The organism is Agrobacterium sp. (assembly GCF_059499945.1).
This window is the reverse complement of the sequence record NZ_JCABZP010000015.1, coordinates 186825-206019: the sequence shown is the minus strand read 5'-3', so window position 1 is coordinate 206019 and position 19195 is coordinate 186825. Positions and strand designations below refer to the sequence as shown.

Genomic DNA, 19195 nt, shown 5'->3' with positions numbered 1-19195 from the left:
TGCGAAAACGCATCGGGCGTCATCATGGATAACAAAAGAACGTCAACAAATTCTTTACCATTAATAGATGGTAGCGTCACCCTTTACAAAACGTTGTTATTTTTGAAATAACAACAGCGTGCGGGGATTGTGATCAAGTTTTATCTCTCAGGAGGGATATGTGGTAGAACAGAAGAAAATTCGGAAGGCTGTATTTCCGGTCGCAGGTCTCGGTACACGTTTCCTGCCCGCCACCAAGGCGGTTCCGAAAGAAATGCTCACCGTCGTCGACAAGCCGGTCATTCAATACGTCGTTGATGAGGCGGCGGAAGCGGGCATCGAGCATTTTGTATTTGTCACCGGCCGCGGCAAGGCTGTGATTGAAGATTATTTTGATATTCAATTTGAACTCGAACAGATGCTGCGCGAGCGCAACAAGAATGCCGAGCTGACATTGCTGGCCGGCCTTCTGCCCAAGGCGGGCACGGCAAGCTTCACGCGCCAGCAGGTGCCGCTTGGTCTTGGCCATGCGGTCTGGTGCGCACGTGATATCGTCGGCGACGAGCCTTTCGCCGTGCTCTTGCCCGACATGATCATGCATTCGCAGAAAAGCTGCCTTAAGGGCATGGTCGAACTTTACGACCAGACCCAGGGCAATGTCATCGCGGTGCAGGAATGCGCCCCTGATCAGACGCATAAATATGGCATCGTCGGCGTGGGCGACGCCGTCGGCGAAGGTTTCAAGATCACTGAAATGGTCGAAAAGCCTGCCAAGGGTACGGCGCCGTCGAATTTCTACATCAACGGCCGTTATATTCTTCAGCCCGAGATTTTCGACATTCTCGAAAATCAGGAGCGTGGCGCCGGCAATGAAATCCAGCTGACGGACGGCATGCTGTCGCTTGCCAAGTCGCAACAGTTCGCCGGCTATCATTTCCGTGGCCAGACCTTCGATTGCGGCGCCAAGGATGGTTTCATTCTTGCCAATGTCGCCTTCGCGCTTGAGCGTGGCGATATTCGCCCTGCGATCGAAGCGCCGATCAAGGCTCTGATCGACGGTCTGAAATAATCGACCGAGCATATAAGGAAATCCCGGCCTTTGCGCCGGGATTTTCGTTTGTGGCCATTATCGCTTCAGGACAAGTCCTGCGCCGACGCGCAGCTCGCTGCTGTCATAAACCGGCGTCCACTGGTAGCTGACGTCCGCGGTCAGGTCGAGATAGCGGTTGAGACCCCAGGTCAGGCCGGCACCCGCGGTATATTCCACGGCATTTTCTGTGTCGGAAGAGGGGAAGGTGCGGTGCACGATCTGTCCCGTCAGGCGGGCGACAAGGTTGTTGCGCAATTCGTGGGTCAGGCCGGCATCCAGCCGGTAGGAAATCCAGCCACCCTGCGGCCCGCCGGCAAAGTCCTCTATCGTCGTGCGCAGGCCGAGATTGACATTCGTGCCGCGCTGGGGTGACCAGTTGAGTTCGCCATCCAGTGTCAATGCGCCGATCGAGGCGAGGCGATCGTCATCATATTGCTTGCGCAGATAACCGATGGCGGCCTCGCCGCGTGTCTTCTCGCCAAGATCGACTTCCGCGCCGATCTTTGCCCCATAGGCATTGGAGGAACGGGCATAGCCCGAATTGTCGAGACGCCTGTCATATTTGGTCGTCCCGGCGTTCAGTTCGAGGAAGGGGATGAGCGCCGGTGACAATTCATAGCCGATGCGTCCGCGCAGGTTGGCACCGTTCTGGTCGCGGTCGCTGAGGCTGATCGGCCGTCCGTCTATGCCTTTTGCATCCGTATAGACCGTGCGCGAGAGATCGAGCGCCGCCAGGCCGCGCAGCTTGCCGAAATCCCGCTCTATCGACGCGCTCGTGGTGAAGCGGTGTTCGCCGCCCTGTACGGCAGCGCCAGTCAGAGCGTTGGGGTCCGTCGTGTCCTCACGGCTGAATTCGTAACCGGCCTTGAGATTGGCTGTCGTTTCTTCGCCGAGATCAAGGCGCAGATCGGCCTCTATTCTTGCCCGGGGCTCTTCGCCATCCTTGTCGCTGCCGAAGTTTCTCTCCCAGGCACCGTCGCCTGTCACCGTCAAAGCGTGGCGGGACCAGTCGCTGGTGAGCGTGCCGCGTATGCCCGTCGTCAGATAGTTGCGTCTGGAAGGGCCGCCGGTATTCGTTTGTTTTTCCGTATTGATCGTCTGGCTGATCGAAGGCCGCAGCAGGAATGTACCGAGCCGGATGCCGGGCGTCTGTCCGGGCTGGGTCGCTATCCGTGGATTTTCGCCGCCGTCCATCGTCGGCTCATAGGGGTTTTCGGCGTCGGCATAGGGTTGGCCCGCGTCGTCCTGCTGTTCGTAAATCGGGTCGCCGGGATTGTTGGACGGACGCCAGAGTTGTGGTGCGGGCGCCGGCGTGGCTGTGGCCTGAGCCGTGCTTGTGTTCACCCCTCCATCCGTCGCCAGCGGGGGTGAGGTTCTTCCGTCTCCGGCAGAAGCGGCGCCCGGTAATACGGGCGTGGCCGTCGTTGCAGTCTGCGCGAAAGCACTTCCCTGCGGGCAAAAAATCGTGCAGGCGAGCAGCAGGGTTGCTGCTTTCCGCGACGTCGGCAGACGTGTGGCGGTGCCCTTCACATTCATTCCTTTTCACCCGGCGAGTTTGGCCGATGCCGGATCGAAGGCCCGCCAGGGCATCTCCTCGGACCCGATGAGTGACAGGCCGATGAAATGACATGAAGAAACCAGGGACCAGACAGGCGACGCAAGTTTTAACATCGCTTTAACAATAGGTTTTTTATGGTTAACAGTTGATAAAGATCGCCGGGATTTCAGCGTTATGGCGGGCGGCGGAAAAGCAGCGGCATCCATCACCGAAACCGACGGCTCGATTTCGTCCGCTCCGATGACTGGAGAAAAATAGTCATAAATGCAAAAAAATTCTAATATGAGAAGATTAAAACGTTTCAATTTGGCACGGAATCGCCCTATGATCTAACAGGGCTGATCTTCTATTGCTCAGCAAGCCGTATTAAATTTATTTTGTGTGACAGCGTCGTTTCATGAATCCCGTTTTGAACATCAAGCAGGTTGGCTTTTATTGTTGGGATATTACCAATGACCGTTTCTATTTAGATGAAGTATGTGCTGATCTCTTCGGGATTCCACTAAGACAGGCGATGCAGGGCATCAGCATTTTTCAGATGCTCGAAAAAGTGGACCTGGATCATCGAAACCGTGTGATCGAAACGGCGTTGATCACCCTGAAGGCCGCGAGTTTTTATAATCAGGAATATGCCGTGCGCCGTAGCGACGGCTCGGTCTCATGGGTAAGGACGCTCGGGCGATATCTGGTCGATGAGGAAAACATCCCTTTCAAGCGGCTGGGAACGATCGAGGAGATTTCTCCACCGGACCGGCGTCATTAACGACATGCCGTCGTACCGAAACCGCTGAACATTTTCGGGTGGCATCTACTAAAACTCGGTGCTTGCCGGCTGAAGAGTGGACTTATTCCGGCTGAAAGAGTAACAGTCGGCCATGATTACGCGCGCCGTCAAACTGGTCGAAGACAATGCCATCGAATCCGCCGTGCGGACGATTTCGATGGAGCGGGCTGGCCTTGCCGCCCTTGAGGACGCTCTCCAGAACGGTCTTTCCGAGCCCTTCTGCAAGGCGATCGAGACCATCGGCCAGTCGAACGGCCGCCTCATCATCACCGGGGTCGGTAAAAGCGGCCACATAGGCGCGAAGCTTGCGGCCACCTTCGCCTCCACCGGCACGCCTGCCTTTTTTGTGCATGCGGCGGAAGCCAACCATGGCGATCTCGGCATGATCGGCGGCGATGACGTGGTGCTGGCGATCTCCAAAGGCGGCGAAAGCGCGGAATTGCGCAGCATCATCAATTATTCGCGCCGTTTTTCCATTCCGCTGATCGCGCTCACCTGCTCGGAAAATTCATCGCTGGCCCAGGCTTCAGATATTGTGCTGCTGGTTCCCAATGAGCAGGAAGCCTGCCCGCTCGGACTTGCACCGACGACCTCCACATTGATGCAGCTGGCGCTGGGCGATGCCCTTGCCGTTGCGCTTCTCGAGGCGCGCAATTTCACAGCGGGCGATTTCAAGGTGTTTCATCCCGGCGGCAAGCTGGGGGCTAGCCTGACACTGGTCAGCGATATCATGCATACCGGTGATCGCGTGCCGCTGGTCAATAAGGGAACGGCCATGCCGGAAGCGGTTGGTGTTCTCTCGCGCAAGCATTTCGGCTGTGTTGGCATTCTGGATGAGGATGGCCGTCTGTGCGGCATCGTCACCGAGGGTGACATGGCGCGCAACCTGTCGCGCAACCTCGCCGAAATGACGGTCGACGACATCATGACCCGCTCGCCGAAGACCGTCAAAAAATCGGTGCTGGCAACCAGCGCACTGGCGACGCTGGAAAAATTCCACATCGGCGCGCTGATTGTCATTGATGACGACAATCGACCGATCGGGTTGGTGCATTTCCACGATCTCTTGAGGATCGGCGTGGCTTGACGCTACCGCCGATCCTGAAAACCTATCGGTCAATCGGCTCGACTGTCAGCGTGCGTCCGCGCGCAGAAGCGATCCTCACGCGTGTTCCGGCCGGCATGTCTTCGCCGTTTACCGGCCACCATGTATCGTCCAGCCTGATCCGGCCACGCCCTTCGACAATCGGTTCCTGAAGGGTCGCGGTGCGGCCGACAAGGCTTGCCTCCCGCTGATTAAGGAATGGCTCGTCGCTTGCGCCGCGGTTTCGGCCGAAATATTTACGGCCGAGCAGGGCGAAGACGACGGAGAGCGCGGCAAACAGCACCAGCTGCAATTGCCAGGCCCAGATTGCGGCATCCCATAAGAACAGCGAAAAGACGCCGATGACCAGCGCAGCAATGCCGATCCAGATCAGGAAGACGCCGGGCGCGATGAGTTCTGCGGCGAGCAGCACGAAGCCGACGATCCACCAGCTCCAGGGTCCCAGCTCAGTGGCAAGCCGTTGCAACATCGTCACTTCTCCGATGAAGAACCGAAGGGATTACCCGGGATGGTAACATTGATGCTTTGGCCGGAGGGCCGGGTCGGCGGCACGGAGCGGGATGACGTGGGGGCGGCGGGCGCGCTCGGTGCATCGCCCTTGTCGCCGAATACCTCCCGTGCAATCGTGCCGATGCCACCGAGGGAGCCGATCAGCGCTGAGGCTTCCATCGGCATCAGCACGATCTTGGAATTCTTGGCCGTGCCGATTTCGGCAAGCGCTTCGGTGTATTTCTGGGCGACGAAATAGTTGATGGCGTGGACGTTGCCGGAGGCAATGGCTTCCGACACCATGCGGGTGGCGTTGGCTTCGGCCTCGGCCAGACGTTCGCGTGCTTCGGCATCGCGGAACGCCGCTTCGCGCTGGCCTTCCGCTTCCAGAATGGCGGATTGCTTGGCGCCTTCCGCGCGAAGGATCTGGGCGTTGCGGGCGCCTTCTGCTTCCAGCACCTGCGCGCGCTTTTCGCGCTCCGCCTTCATCTGCCGCGCCATGGAATCGACGAGGTCCTTCGGCGGCGCGATATCCTTGATTTCGATACGGGTGACCTTGATGCCCCAGGGGCCTACTGCCTCATCGACCACGCGCAGCAGGCGGTCATTGATGGCGTCGCGGTTTGACAGCAGCTCGTCGAGGTCCATCGAGCCCATCACCGAGCGGATATTGGTCATGGTGAGGTTTTCGATCGCCATTTCCAGATTGGCGATCTGGTAAGCCGCCTGTGCGGCGTTCAGCACCTGATAGAAGGTGACGGCATCGGCAGAAACACTTGCATTGTCGCGGGTAATGACTTCCTGCGTCGGTATGTGGAGCACCTGCTCCATCACATTCATTTTCGAGCCGATTTTCTCGAAGAACGGCACGATGAGGTTCAGGCCCGGTTCGAGCGTGCGGGTATAACGCCCGAACCGTTCAACCGTGTAACGATGCCCCTGCGGCACGGTCTTGATGCCGGCAAACAGCACCAGAATAACCAGAACAACCGCCGCTATGACGACGATGTCGAAACCGCCCAATGCAATCATCACTTTCCCTCCAAATCAGAACTATCGGGGATTTATCCCAACAACCTTATGGCAAGATTACACCCAGCCTTGCAACTCCCGTCTTACAACCGCTTCGAGAACATTCATGCCCTCGACGCTGTCGTTGAGACACGGAATATGGGTGAATTTCTCACCGCCATTATGCAGGAATATCTCACCGGCTTCACCGGCAATTTCTTCCAGTGTTTCAAGACAATCCGAAACGAAGCCGGGATTCATGACGGCGATGCGCTTCACGCCCTCGGAAGCCAGTTTTTCCACGGTCTTGTCAGTATAAGGCTGCAACCATTCTTCCGGCCCGAAACGCGACTGGAAGGTGATCATGAAGTTCTTTTCGCTCCGCCCCAGCGCTTCCCGCAGCAGGCGGGCGGTTTTCTGGCAATGACAATAATAGGGGTCGCCCTTTTTGAAATAGGATTGCGGAATGCCGTGGAAGGAGGTGATCAGCATCTCCGGCTCCCAGTCCAGTGTCGCCAGATGATTTTTGACGGAGGCCGCGAGCGCCTCGATATAGGCGGGATCGTCATGATAGGGCGGCACGGTGCGGATGGCGGGCTGCCAGCGCAGCTTCATCAGATGCTCGAAAGCCTTGTCGTTCACGGTTGCGGTGGTCGATGCGGCATATTGCGGATAAAGCGGGAAAAGCAGGATTTTTTCGCAGCCCTGTTCCTTCAGGGCGTCGATCTTCGAGGCGATTGAGGGCTGGCCGTAGCGCATGCCCCAGTCGACCACGACGTTGGGCAGATCCTTCAACGCTTCCGCCATCAACTCGCCCTGGCTGCGTGTATAGGTGCGCAGGTAGCTTTCATTGCGCTCGTGGTTCCAGATTTCCTCATAGGCCTTGCCGACCTTCTGCGGGCGCTTGTTGAGGACGATGCCATAAAGGATCGGATACCAGTAGAGGCGCGACCACTCGATCACGCGCTTGTCGCTCAGAAACTCCGCCAGATAACGGCGCATCGGCCAATAGTCAGTGCCGTCAGGTGTGCCGAGATTGACGAGCAGGACGCCCACCTTGCCAAAAGTTACACGGGGATGGTTTGTGGGGAGAGGGGATAGTTCTGTCGCCATGAATGATACCCTGAAACTCGGACTGGTTGTATAAGGAGCGGCCCGCCGCAGATAAAGGCCGGAAACGCTCCATCTTCTGTTTATCTGCCCGAACGCAAACCGATGAGGTTTGGCCGGAATGCCCGAGCTATACGCTCTGGCCGTCATTTTGTTCATCGTGTTCTAGACGAAATTCTTCAGGATTGAACCATCGGCGGCGGCAATTTCCGGGGTGAGGGGAGGCGCAGGCTCGCCCTTGGCAAAATTTTATCCGTAGCGCTTTGTTTTTAAATAGAAAATAAGAAGCCGGCCCCGATGTGCCGGGGCCGGCGTTGTGTCTGCGGCAAATTGCCCTGTTCGTTCCCGCCCGGCTTATTGGGCCGGCAGTTCCAGCTCCTCGCCGATTTCAATATGGTTCGGCTGCTTCAGCGTGTTTGCCTTGGCAATTCTGTGCCAGAGAGCGCCGTCGCCATATTTCTCCGCTGCGATCTTCCAGAGCGAATCGCCCTTTTCGACGACGTATTTGCTGACGGCGGCAGCGGCCGCAGCAGGTGCCGGGGATGCTGGCGCGGGTGCAGCGGGTACGGTGGCCGCGGGTGCTGGAGCAGCAGCCGGGGCAGGCGCGGTTGCGGCTGGTGTCGGTGCCGCAGGCTTTGCCGGAGCGACATAACCGGCAGGCGTCACTTCGCTGATGCGGCCGTCGGTATAGGGCTTATAGGGGCTGTTGGCGGTGATATAAGCCGCAACTGCCTCTTCAAGGTTAGGGCCGAAGTCATAGGCATTGATCGCCTTGGTCGCGAAGACCTTGAAGCCATCACCGCCGGTGCGCACGTAGTTATTGGCTGCGACGATATAGGTCTTGGCGGGGTCAAGAGGCACGAAAGCATCGCCTTCCTTGACGTCGACCGAAACGATGCGGCTACCGGCCGGCTTGGAACGGTCGAAGGAATATTTCATGCCGGAAACCTGCATGAAGCGGCCCGCGACGTCATCGATCTGGCTGACGCCGTTTTCGAGCGCAGCGCGAATATCCTCGCCCTTGAGCTGGAAGGTTGCAACGGTGTTCTGGAACGGCAGAACCGTCAGCACTTCACCCATCGAGACATCGCCGCCATCGATGGAGGAACGCAGGCCGCCGCTGTTTGCAAAAGCGATGGTGACACCCTGATCCTTGACGCGGGCCAGCGTCGCATCGGCCACCAGATTGCCCATGGAGCATTCCTTCACGCGGCAAACCTTGCGGTCGCCTTCGATCGGGCCTTCCGAAGTGCCGACGACCTTGGATTTCAGCGCTTCGATCGGCGCCTTCAGCTCATCAATGCGCTTCAGCGTGGCTTCATCGGGCTTGAAGGAGGAATCGATAAGGATCGGGTCGCCCTTGCTTTCCTTCACGACGCCGCCGTCGTCGAAGACCACTTTGAGGTCGCCGAGATATTTGCTGTACTGGCCGGCCTGCACCACCGGAACCTTGTAGCCGCCGGGATTGTCGACGAGGGTCGGATAAGGGCCTTCGGCCTTCTGGTCGGTGTTGGACAGCAACGTATGGGTATGGCCGCCAACCACGACGTCGACATCAGGAATTTTGGCGATGAATTCGAGATCGCGCGGATATCCGACATGCGTCAGCGCGATGATCTTGTTGACGCCGTCCTGCTTCAGCTTCTGCACCTGTTCGCTGATTTTTGCGACATCTTCGGCGATGGTGATATTGGGACCGGGTGTTGCCAGTTCCGCCGTATCGTTGGCAACGGCGCCGACGATGCCGATTTTCTGTCCGCCGACTTCGAGCACGATGGACGGCTTGACGCGGTCGCCGATTTTCGAGGCGGCAGTGGCCACCACATTGGCGGTTACGACCGGGAACTGCACCTTGTCGAGGAAGCCGGCAAGGCCGTCTTCGCTATCGTCGAATTCATGATTGCCGACGGTCATGGCGTCGAACTTCATGGCGTTCAGCACTTCCGCTTCCACCGTGCCTTTATAGGTGGTGTAGAACAGCGATCCCTGGAAATTGTCGCCGGCATTCAGCAGCAGGACATTTTTCCCTTCCGCCTTCAGCGCGTCACGGGTCTGGTTGATTGCGGTCAGCAGGCGCGCGGCGCCGCCGAAGCATTCGTTCTTGCCTTCTTCTTCCGCCGAGCAGGTCGAGTCGAATTTGTTGATCGATTCGATACGGGAGTGAAAATCGTTGATGTGAAGAATGTTGAGCTCGTAATCGGCCAGAGCCGCTCCAGCTGAAAGCGTTATTACCGAAACGCTCAGCATGCCCAGTCCCAAAATTTTCTTCATGGTCCCTCTCTCCTGTTCAAAGCGGAAGTCCAGGCCGGCTGATCATTCTCCGACCGCGCTCATTCTTTAATCCGAAAACATCTCAGTCTTTCGAAAACCGGATGTTTCCATTTAGCGGCAGCCGCCGCAAGCGAAATTATGACAGGTGCGCAATAAAGAAAAACGCACGCCGAAGGCGTGCGTTTAAGAAGGTCATCCTATTGAAAAGGCGATATTATCAGCCCTGGCGCGTTAGCGAGAACTGGCTGTTCGTGTCGGTCGTGCAGTTCAATTGTGACGGGGAGACGAGGGCGCAGTTGACGCGTGACTGCGTGTTGCGCACCAGCGACGTCATGTTGATTTCATAAAGCGTCGGCGAAATCGTCACGTAGGTGCCGGAGGCCAGAAGCGTGTTGGTGTCTGTCGAACGCGTGGAGAAAGCGCCGTTCTGGAACGTGGATACGATGCCGTTGCGGTCGATCCAGCGACCATCGACGGCCGGGCCGCGGGAAAGCGAAGGCGCCATCGAGGTCTGCTGGGAGGGGCCCGGCGCGACGCATGAAGACACCGCGATGGCGGCTGAAAGCAAAGCAGCGCTTGTCTTGAAGTTCATGAGCCTGTTCTCCTGCGATTCGATGAAACCTTCTGTGCTTCGACCATGCCGTGAAGCGTTCTTTATTTCAAGGCAACGTTGTTCGCTCTCCCCGGTTCCTGACGTCGTTCAGGAAAGCCCCGGCGTGGCAAATATGAGACTATGCCGCGTCAGCGCACAAGGATGTTGCGGAACTGCCAGGGATCGGACGTGTCGATATTGTCGGGGAACAGTCCCGGGCGGCCGTCGAGCGGCGTCCAGTCGGTATAATGTCCCTCGACGGGACCGAGATAGGGGCGTTGCACCTCGAGGCAGCGGCGGTAATCCACCTCGTCCGCCTCGACGATGCCGGCCTGCGGATTTTCAATCGCCCAGACCATGCCGGCCAATACCGCGGAACTGACCTGCAATCCGGTGGCATTCTGGCTGGGGGCAAGCGAACGCGCCTCCTGCAGGGTGAGACGCGAACCATACCAATAAGCGTTCTTGTCATGACCATAAAGCAGGACACCAAGCTCGTCGGCGCCGTCGACAAGCTCGTCTTCACCGAGCACATGCTGGATCGGCTGAGGGTTGCCGCCATTGCCGAAGAGCTCATGCAGGGACAAAATGGCGTCGTTGCAGGGGTGGTAGGCGTAATGGCAGGTGGGCCGGTAGGTCACATCGCCATCATCGTTGCGGACGGTGAAATAGTCCGAAATCGAAATCGCTTCATTATGGGTGACGAGAAATCCATATTGCGGTCCGAGCCCCGGGCACCAGGTGCGCACCCGCGTATTGGCACCGGGCTGATCGAGATAGATCGCCGACTTGCTCCCCTTTTTCTGCTTTTTCGCGTTTTTCGGCATCCAGTTTTCATGCGTTCCCCAGCCGAGTTCGGCGGGTTGGAAACCTTCGGCGATAAAACCTTCCACGGACCATGTGTTCCAGAAAGCGCCGAAGGGCTTCGGCTCTTTCGCCCGCTGGGTATCGCGCTCGGCCACATGCACGCCCTTGACGCCAAGCTGCTTCATCAGCTTTGCCCAGCCTTCCCGGTCATGTGATTGCGGCTCCTCGATGTCGAGACCGGTATCCTTGGCGAGATTGACGAGTGCCTGCTTCACGAACCAGGACACCATGCCGGGATTGGCGCCGCAGGTGGAAACCGCGGTCGTGCCGCCGGGCCTGCGCGCTCTTTCCTTCAGCATGGTTTCGCGCAGCGAATAATTGGTTCTGGCGGCATTGTCGGCATCGGCATCGAAATAAAAACCGGGCCACGGTTCCACCACGGTGTCGATGTAAAGCATGCCGTGCTTGCGACAGATCCGCATCAGGTCGACGGAGGCGGCATCAACCGAAAGATTGACGCAGAAGCCCTGGCCCTGCACACCTTTGAGAAGCGGCTTGAGAACTTCCTTATAGTTCTCCTTGGTCAGATGTTTCTGGACGTGGCGGATGTTTCTCTCGGCCAGAAAGGCGGCGATATCCTCGCGCGGGTCGATGACGACGAGCCGGGTCCTGTCGAAATTGAAATGACGTTCGATCAACGGAAGAGTGCCGCGCCCGATGGAGCCGAAGCCGATCATGATGATGGGGCCGTCAATATCGCCATAAATCGGGTGGTTTGCGTCCGTCATTCGTCAATTTTCCTTTTTCAGCCAATAAGTAAGCTAGATCATAAAAGCGTGCCACAATAAAGGGCAGGTGGATGACGGACATATGACGATAATGACGGCGAGACGGGCGAACGCATTGTTTCCACCATTTCTGCCTCTTCGCATTTTAGAGAGTGCGTTTATAATTAAATTCTTCTTTTCGTTTTGTGCGTCCAGAGGCGTGGGGGCTTTGGCCGGATGACGACAGGGGAGTTTTCCGCCATCGCAGGGGAGTTGCCTGTTGAATGATCTTTTAGAGCGTGTCGCAGCTCTTCAGAGTGCCACCCCCGTCCTTATTGCCCTTTACGATTCCGAGGACCGGTTGCGCCATGCCAATCCGTCGTTTCGGGAAAGCTTTCAGCTTGCCGCCGGTGATTTGCCAACCTGGGCGGATATCATGCGGCTGAACCATCGGCTGCGCACCGGGGTCGTCATTCGCAACAATGATTTCGAGGGATGGCTGCTCTCGGCGCAGTCCCGGCGCGGCAAGCTGCCCTATCGCGCCTTTGAGATGGACCTGTATGACGGCCGCTGGTTCTGGATGACCGAGACGGTGCAGCAGGATGGCTGGATGCTGTGCGTCGCAAGCGACGTCACTGAACTGCGCCAGGGTTATAGAACCCTGCGGCAGGACAGGGATCTGGCGGTACGCGCCTCGCAGACGGATGAATTGACGGGAACAGCAAACCGCCGTTTCGTCTTCGCCAAGCTCGCTCTGCAGGTGGAGCAGGTCGCCAAGGGGCTTGAGGCGCCCTTTTGCCTCTGCACGCTCGACATCGATTTTTTCAAGCAGATCAACGATCGCTTCGGTCACAAATGTGGTGATGCGGTATTGCGCGATTTTGTCACCATCGCCCACTCCGTCATCCGGCGGGTGGATTGTTTCGGCAGGATCGGCGGTGAGGAATTCATGCTGATTTTGCCGCGCAGTTCGGTTGCCGAAGGCCAGGAGATTGTTGAGCGGCTGCTGCAGAAAGTACGCCTTTCCAGACCTCTTTCCGAATTCCCGGATTTTTCCTATAGCTGCTCGGCGGGCATGACCGCCTATCAGGTGGCGGAAAGCGCCGACGATGTTTTCCTGCGCGCCGATCAGGCCCTTTATGCGGCCAAGGAGAGAGGACGGGACCGGCTTCTGGCGGTGACGGTTTAAACAAGCTCCGCCGCAATCAGCCCATGCAGCGAATTACCGACGAACAGCTTCCGGCCGGCGATGTCTTCCGGTTTCAGCGCCTGTCCGCGCGCCCTGCGTTCGCGGATCAGATCGGCGCGCAGCACACCCGGCAGGATGCCGCTGTCGAGCGGCGGCGTCAGCAATTGCCCATCCGGCATTTCGACGAAAATGCTGGTCGATGAGCCCTCGCACAATTCGCCACGCTCGTTGAGCAGCAGCACCTCGTCTGCCTCCCCGGCTGAAAATTCGGCTCGGGCGGCATCATAGGGCTCCCGGCGGGAGGACTTGTGGCGATAGAAGGTGTCGGAGGAATCGAGCCTGGTCTGCCGGGCGATGCGAACCCGCCAGACCGCATCCTGCTGCAAGGGCTGGAAATCGGCCGTTTCGATATCGAGTTCGCCCTTGTAGTTCATCACCAGCCTGACGCAGAGCGGATTTTCGCCGCCCACCTTCTTTTCCAGCACCTGCACTGCGTTGACCGGCGCGCGAAAACCGAGCGCGTCGGCGGAGCGCAACAATCGGCGCATATGCTGGTCGATGCGCTGAAAGCCGGTCTGCGGCTCCCAGCGCAGGGTTTCCCTCAAGGTCAGATCGGCGGGTTTGCGTTTCATTGCCTTTGCTCGTCGCCTGAATTGTCAACCGGTGTCTTCTGCCGGCAATATCAACCGGCAAAGCTTGTCCGAAATAGGATAGCCCTGCCGGCGGAAGAGATTAAGCCTGTTTGTTATCCAGCGCTTCCAACTCGTCGATCAGTCCTTCGATCATCGAAAGTCCCTTGTCCCAGAATGAGGGATCGGTCGCATCGAGGCCGAAGGGTTTGAGAAGCTCCGAATGGTGCTTGGTGCCGCCCGCCTTCAGAAGCTCGAAATATTTCTCCTGAAAGCCGGTCTCGGCCTTCTGGTAGACCGCATAAAGCGAGTTCACCAGGCAATCGCCGAAGGCATAGGCATACACGTAGAAGGGCGAATGGATGAAATGGGGGATATAGGTCCACCAGGTCTCATAGCCCTCGGAAATCCGGATCGCCGGACCGAGGCTCTCGGCCTGAACGGAAAGCCACAATTCGCCGATCTGTTCGGAGGTCAGTTCTCCCTGTTTGCGGGCGGTGTGCAGCTTTCGCTCGAATTCGTAAAAAGCGATCTGGCGCACGACCGTATTGATCATATCCTCGACCTTGCGGGCGAGCATGGCCTTGCGTTCCCTGATATCCTTGGTGTCATCAAGCAGCTTGCGGAAGGTCAACATTTCCCCGAAAACGGAGGCTGTCTCGGCCAGCGTCAGCGGCGTGGCGCACATCAGGGCGCCCTGTTCGCCAGCCAGAACCTGATGAACGCCATGACCAAGCTCATGAGCAAGTGTCATCACGTCGCGCGGTTTGCCGAGATAGTTGACGAGCACATAAGGATGAGCCGAGGGTACGGTTGGATGCGCGAATGCGCCCGGCGCCTTGCCGGGACGGGCCGGCGCGTCGATCCACTCTTCATCGAAGAAACGGCGGGCAATATCGGCCATCTCGGGGGCAAAATTGCCATAGGCGGAAAGCACGGTATCCTTGGCCTCAACCCAGGGGATGATCGTGTTCGACGTATCGGGAAGCGGCGCATTGCGGTCCCAATAATTCATCTGCTCCATGCCAAGCCATTTCGCCTTCATGGCGTAATATCGGTGCGAAAGGCGCGGATAGGCCTTTTTGACCGCTGCCGCCAAGGCATCGACCACTTCCCGCTCGACGCGGTTCGCCAGATGGCGGCTATCGGCAATATCCTCGAACTTGCGCCAGCGGTCGGAAATATCCTTGTCCTTGGCAAGCGTGTTGGTGATGAGGGTGAAGACCCGCAGATTGTCCTTGAAAGTGGCGCTCAGCGCTTCCGCCGCTTTCTTTCGGGTTTCCGGCTCCGGCTCCTGCAGCATGTTTAGCGTCACTTCCAGCGGAAGGCTCGCACCGTCTATATCGAAACGCAGGTCGGCCATCGTCTCATCGAACAGGCGGTTGAAGGCCGCCGCGCTGGTCATGGATTTTTCGAGGAACAGCTGCTCCAGCTGGTCGTCGAGCTGGTGCGGCTTGTCCTTGCGCAAATCCACCAGCCAGGGACGGTAATGGCCCGCCGCGGCGTCATTGGCCATGCAGGCGTCCATCGTGGCGTCGTCGATGCGATTGAGTTCAAGCGTGAAAAACAGGAGATGCGCCGAAATATCTGTCAGCTTTGCCTGGGCGTCGCCGTAAAGCTTGCCGTTTGCCGGGTTGGAGGTGTCGGAAAAATAAGTGAGCCCGGCAAAGGAACCGATGCGGCCGATGAGATCGTCCAGCGCTTCATATTCCTTCAGCGCGGCCCCAATGCCCTTTTCGCCCGTGGCCTTCGCGGCGCCTTCGAGCTTTCCCTTCCACTTCTCCTCGAAAGCCGCCGCCATCGATGCCGCCTTCTCCAGATCACCCTTATATTCCGGCGAATCCCCCGACGGATAGAGATCCGAGAGCTTCCAGCCGGGCAGATCGCCAAGCGCCGGGCCGGAGGTTTCGGCAAGGGAGAATACGGGTTGCGGGGTAGCGCGGTTGAGGGTCATCCAACGTGTCCTTCTGATTATGCGTGCGAAGCATATGGGGACCTTGTTTCCCGCGGCAATGGATAAAATGCAAGCAATTCTCAAAACTGGATGTTCAAGTCTCCCATGCCAGAGTGCGGAATAAGGGACCGCATGAAGCAGGTCCATAAACCGGAAACCGGAGCTAAAAATGACCGCGCATGTTCTCGTGATAGACGATGATCCCGTCCAGCGCCGCCTGCTCAAAAATGCGGTGGAACGTTATGGGCATCTCGCCTTGCTTGCCGAAAACGGCAAAGCGGGGCTGGAACTGCTCAAGCAATATAGTGGCGAGATCAATGTCGTCGTCCTTGATCTGATGATGCCGGAAATGGACGGGCTTACCTTTCTGAAGGCCGTCGGCGAACTCGGCACCGATGTTCCCGTCATTGTACAGACGGGGCAGGGCGGCATCGATACCGTCGTGCAGGCCATGCGCGCCGGCGCCTTCGATTTCGTTGTGAAGCCGGTCTCGCCGGAAAGGATCGGCGCCGCCATCTCCAATGCGCTCAAGCTCGACAGGAGAGAGGCAAAAGCCCGCACGGGAAGGCGCGGACGGAGCAATGCAGTGAATTTTACCGATATCGTTTCCGCAAGCCCCGCAATGCTGAGGGTCATTGAGCTCGCGCAGCGTGCCGCCCAGTCGAGCATCCCCGTGGTGCTGGAAGGTGAATCCGGCGTGGGCAAGGAAATGGTCGCCCGGGCCATCCAGTCGGCCGGCGACAGGGCGAACAAGCCCTTCATAACAGTCAATTGCGGCGCCATTCCCCATAATCTGGTGGAAAGCATTCTCTTCGGCCATGAGAAGGGAGCCTTCACGGGTGCTACGGAAAAACATGTAGGCAAGTTCATGGAGGCGGATGGCGGCACGCTGTTCCTCGATGAAATCGGCGATCTGCCGCTAGACGTGCAGGTAAAGCTGCTCCGCGCGGTCCAGCAGGGCGAAATCGAAACCGTCGGCTCCGCACGGGTGCAGAAGGTGAATGTCCGGCTGATCTCCGCCACCAACAAGAACCTCATCGAGGAGGTGAAGGAAGGCCGCTTCCGCGAAGACCTTTATTATCGCCTCAACGTCTTTCCGATCACCATTCCGGCGCTGCGCCGCCGCAAGGAAGACATTCCCCATCTGGCGCGGGTTTTCGCCGAGCGCTTTTCGGCGGAGCAGAAATTGCCCAATCCCGTCGGCCTCAACGCCAGCGCGCTGGCACTGCTGACGGCCTATGACTGGCCGGGCAATATCCGCCAGCTTGAAAACGCCGTTTTCCGCGCCGTGGTGTTGTCGCAGGGTGAGGAACTGTCAGATTCCGATTTTCCGCAGATCGCGCTGCAGCTGCCGGAATTTTCGACCGGCGATGATGCGGATGATCTCATCCGTGCGCCTTCAGGGGCGTCGCTGAAGCTTGCTACCTATTCACCGCCCCCGCCGGCGGCTGCCGAAAGCCATGCCGTCATCGAGGAGCCGTCGGATATTTCCACCACCATCTACCGGGGCGGAAATCTGATCTCCAGCATGGATGAGTCGGGCAATATCCGCAAACTGGCGGAAATCGAGGAAGAACTCATCCGTTTCGCCCTGCGCTTTTATCGCGGGCAGATGAGCCAGGTCGCCAGAAAGCTCGGCATCGGCCGCTCGACGCTTTATCGCAAGCTGAAGGATTATGGCATTGATCCCGATGATCCCCTTCGAGATGCAGCCTGAAGGCAGAGACCGCGTATTCGAAGGCAGATCGCAAATTCGTTAACTTCTGAGCAAGGATATCCGCTTACCGTCTATAAACCTCTTGTTAGTGGCTGATTCACTATGTAGAGGAAGGTTGTATGTGTGTGGCAATTTTGCCATCGTGTCACCGTATTTGACGTTCATTTGAGGCAATGTGACAGAAATTGTCTTCCAGGCGGGGATCGAATTGCCATATCTGCATCGGAATAACGCGCTTTCGACCAGGATCGCGCGCGGCTTGATCAAGGATATATGCACGAAGCTGTCGGCGCGCGCTGTCACCTTTGCCTGCCTGATGCTTGCCGCAATGCCCTTCGTAGGTGTTTCGGCGACGGAAGCCGCCGCCGAGACGCGCAGCCTCAAACTGTATTATATCCATACACGCGAGAAGGCGGTCATCACCTTCAAGCGCAATGGAAAATATGACCAGAAGGGCCTGCAGGAGCTGAACCGATTCCTGCGCGACTGGCGTCGCAACCAGCCGACACGCATGGACCCGCGCCTTTTCGATCTCGTCTGGGAAGTTTATCGCCGCAGTGGCGCGACCGATTACATCAACGTCGTTTCGGCCTTCCGCTCGCCGGAGACCAACGGTCTCCTGCGGACGCGCACCAAAGGCGTCGCCGAAAAAAGCCAGCATATGCTCGGCAAGGCCATGGATTTTTATATCCCCGGTGTGAAGCTTGCCCGCCTTCGTGAAATCGGCATGCAGATGCAGATCGGCGGCGTCGGCTTCTATCCGACCTCGGGATCTCCCTTCGTGCACATGGATGTCGGTGGCGTTCGCGCCTGGCCGCGCATGAGCCGCCAGGAACTCGTCCGCATCTTCCCGAACGGCAATACGCTGCACCTTCCGTCCGACGGCAAGCCGCTTCCCGGTTATGAGCAGGCGCTCGCCGATTACAAGAAGCGCGTCAACTCCTCCTCCGTTCAGGTTGCTTCCAGCGCCGGTGCCGGCCCTGCCTCTTCCGGCGGCGGCAAGCGCAAGACCCTGTTGCAGGCCCTCTTTGGCGGTGGCGACGAGGATGAAGATCCCGATAGCATCGCAGCGCCGGAGCCCGCAGAACGCCCGGCTGTCGCTCGCCCGGCGGCTCCGCAGCAGGCTGCTCCCGAGCCTGAACCCACCATTGCAGTTGCTTCGGCACAGGCACTTCCCGGCGTGAATGATGCGCCGCTGCCGACGGCTCGTCCTGCATTCGGCAACCAGCCGCCTGCCAATACCGGCCTTGCGACGGCCCTTTATTCTCCGGCCCGCAATGCTGCGCAGGATGCTCTGCAGGCAGCGACCACGCCGACGCCGACGTCAGCTCCGGCCGAGCGCCAGCAATTTGCCGATCTCGCTGAGGTTTCCGTGCCCGTGCCCACACTTCTCGGCCCGCGTGGCATGAAGGGTGATGCGGAAGGGTCTATCCTGACGGCTTCCGCCGACGGTGCGACACCGGCTGCGACCGGCGAGCTTGCTTCCGTTCCGGTTCCCGCCAACCGTCCGGCCGTGGCAGAAGCCCTGCTTGCGGCTGCAAATGCCGATCCGGAAGGTGAAGACGATCTCGCCGAGGCGCAGCAGGATACGCTTTCGCCGACGGTGGTTGCCGCTCTTGAACAGAGCGGTCAGGCTGCCCGGTCGCAGGTCCAGTCGGCTGCCATGCCGACAGCCGCGCCATTCCCGGCTGCCGTCAACCACAAGGTTACCGTCGCACCCGCCGAAACGGCCAAGGCCGAACCGCAGGCTGGCTTCGGTGATGCTTTTGACCTGAAGCCCGCCATCAATGGCGGCCTCAGCGCCGGCATGCCGACCAAGGGTTCGCGTCCAAGCAGGCAGGATGCCGCCGTTTCCCAGCAGGCCATGGTGGGTGGTGGACGCCTGACGCAGGACCTTATTTCGGACTGGGCGCTCAACCAGAACAAGGGCGCGACCGGACGCTCGGTAAAGGCACCGCGTGTTGTCGCCAACCGTATGCTCAGCAACGACATGTCGGCTTCCGCCACTTCGGCGAGCTTCAAGCCGGGTGCCGTGGCCATCGAATCCAGCCGCTTCAGCACGCCGGTGAAGATGCACTGAGCCAGTTCTATCAGATGGCCGAAAGGCCAATAAAAAACCCGCCGGCGACGGCGGGTTTTTTCA

General features: G+C 58.6%; 16 protein-coding genes. 6 read left to right on the top strand and 10 right to left on the bottom strand.

Annotated features, from left to right (window positions below; all coding sequences use genetic code 11):
* Positions 1–160: 160 nt before the first annotated feature.
* Positions 161–1048, top strand: coding sequence for a UTP--glucose-1-phosphate uridylyltransferase GalU (gene galU, locus AC5I5B_RS18535; RefSeq protein ID WP_031233583.1), 888 nt, complete (start codon positions 161–163; stop codon positions 1046–1048).
* Between the two features lie 57 nt (positions 1049–1105).
* Here the strand turns inward: galU and uppP are convergent, their stop codons facing one another.
* Together uppP and AC5I5B_RS18525 are read right to left on the bottom strand one after the other, a co-directional pair.
* Positions 1106–2605 (bottom strand): polysaccharide biosynthesis protein UppP, encoded by a 1500-nt coding sequence (uppP, locus tag AC5I5B_RS18530; protein ID WP_111834198.1) that lies wholly within the window; start codon positions 2603–2605, stop codon positions 1106–1108.
* A gap of 6 nt (positions 2606–2611) precedes the next feature.
* Complete coding sequence (locus AC5I5B_RS18525) at positions 2612–2932, bottom strand: hypothetical protein (RefSeq protein ID WP_153315100.1); 321 nt, start codon at positions 2930–2932, stop codon at positions 2612–2614.
* 92 nt (positions 2933–3024) lie between these two features.
* Here AC5I5B_RS18525 and AC5I5B_RS18520 point away from each other — a divergent pair, with 92 nt between their 5' ends.
* A complete protein-coding gene (locus AC5I5B_RS18520; protein WP_020809342.1) occupies positions 3025–3390 on the top strand; it encodes a PAS domain-containing protein in 366 nt (121 codons plus the stop codon).
* Between the two features lie 112 nt (positions 3391–3502).
* Entirely contained in the window at positions 3503–4498 is a 996-nt protein-coding gene (locus tag AC5I5B_RS18515) for a KpsF/GutQ family sugar-phosphate isomerase (protein WP_003506123.1), read from the top strand.
* Between the two features lie 22 nt (positions 4499–4520).
* Here AC5I5B_RS18515 and AC5I5B_RS18510 read toward each other — a convergent pair whose 3' ends face one another.
* The 6 genes from AC5I5B_RS18510 to AC5I5B_RS18485 all read right to left on the bottom strand — a co-directional run bounded on the left by AC5I5B_RS18510 (position 4521) and on the right by AC5I5B_RS18485 (position 11584).
* Positions 4521–4985, bottom strand: coding sequence for an NfeD family protein (locus AC5I5B_RS18510; protein WP_003506125.1), 465 nt, complete (start codon positions 4983–4985; stop codon positions 4521–4523).
* 2 nt (positions 4986–4987) lie between these two features.
* Entirely contained in the window at positions 4988–6037 is a 1050-nt protein-coding gene (locus AC5I5B_RS18505; RefSeq protein ID WP_003506126.1) for an SPFH domain-containing protein, read from the bottom strand.
* 57 nt (positions 6038–6094) lie between these two features.
* The gene (hemH, locus tag AC5I5B_RS18500; protein WP_111834197.1) at positions 6095–7129 is read right to left on the bottom strand and encodes a ferrochelatase; all 1035 of its coding nucleotides are present in this window, start codon (positions 7127–7129) and stop codon (positions 6095–6097) included.
* A 351-nt stretch (positions 7130–7480) separates the two neighbouring features.
* Complete coding sequence (locus AC5I5B_RS18495; RefSeq protein ID WP_111834196.1) at positions 7481–9397, bottom strand: 5'-nucleotidase C-terminal domain-containing protein; 1917 nt, start codon at positions 9395–9397, stop codon at positions 7481–7483.
* A 217-nt stretch (positions 9398–9614) separates the two neighbouring features.
* Positions 9615–9989 carry an outer membrane lipoprotein Omp10 gene (gene omp10, locus AC5I5B_RS18490; protein ID WP_003506132.1) on the bottom strand — a complete coding sequence of 125 codons (375 nt, stop codon included), beginning with the start codon at positions 9987–9989 and terminating at the stop codon, positions 9615–9617.
* A 149-nt stretch (positions 9990–10138) separates the two neighbouring features.
* Positions 10139–11584 (bottom strand): homospermidine synthase, encoded by a 1446-nt coding sequence (locus AC5I5B_RS18485; protein WP_020809346.1) that lies wholly within the window; start codon positions 11582–11584, stop codon positions 10139–10141.
* A gap of 259 nt (positions 11585–11843) precedes the next feature.
* Here AC5I5B_RS18485 and AC5I5B_RS18480 point away from each other — a divergent pair, with 259 nt between their 5' ends.
* Positions 11844–12752, top strand: a complete 909-nt coding sequence (locus AC5I5B_RS18480; protein WP_003506135.1) for a sensor domain-containing diguanylate cyclase — start codon at positions 11844–11846, stop codon at positions 12750–12752.
* Here the strand turns inward: AC5I5B_RS18480 and AC5I5B_RS18475 are convergent.
* Positions 12749–13384 carry an aminotransferase class IV family protein gene (locus AC5I5B_RS18475; protein ID WP_003506137.1) on the bottom strand — a complete coding sequence of 212 codons (636 nt, stop codon included), beginning with the start codon at positions 13382–13384 and terminating at the stop codon, positions 12749–12751. The genes AC5I5B_RS18480 and AC5I5B_RS18475 overlap by 4 nt on opposite strands.
* 100 nt (positions 13385–13484) lie before the next feature.
* Entirely contained in the window at positions 13485–15335 is a 1851-nt protein-coding gene (locus AC5I5B_RS18470; RefSeq protein ID WP_111834195.1) for a M3 family oligoendopeptidase, read from the bottom strand.
* A 169-nt stretch (positions 15336–15504) separates the two neighbouring features.
* On the opposite strand from AC5I5B_RS18470, the gene AC5I5B_RS18465 reads away from it, so the two are divergent.
* Positions 15505–17052: a sigma-54-dependent transcriptional regulator gene (locus tag AC5I5B_RS18465; RefSeq protein WP_111834194.1), complete on the top strand. Its 1548-nt coding sequence runs from the start codon at positions 15505–15507 to the stop codon at positions 17050–17052.
* 175 nt (positions 17053–17227) lie between these two features.
* Positions 17228–19132 carry a peptidoglycan L,D-endopeptidase MepK gene (locus AC5I5B_RS18460; RefSeq protein WP_162695505.1) on the top strand — a complete coding sequence of 635 codons (1905 nt, stop codon included), beginning with the start codon at positions 17228–17230 and terminating at the stop codon, positions 19130–19132.
* Positions 19133–19195 lie beyond the last annotated feature (63 nt).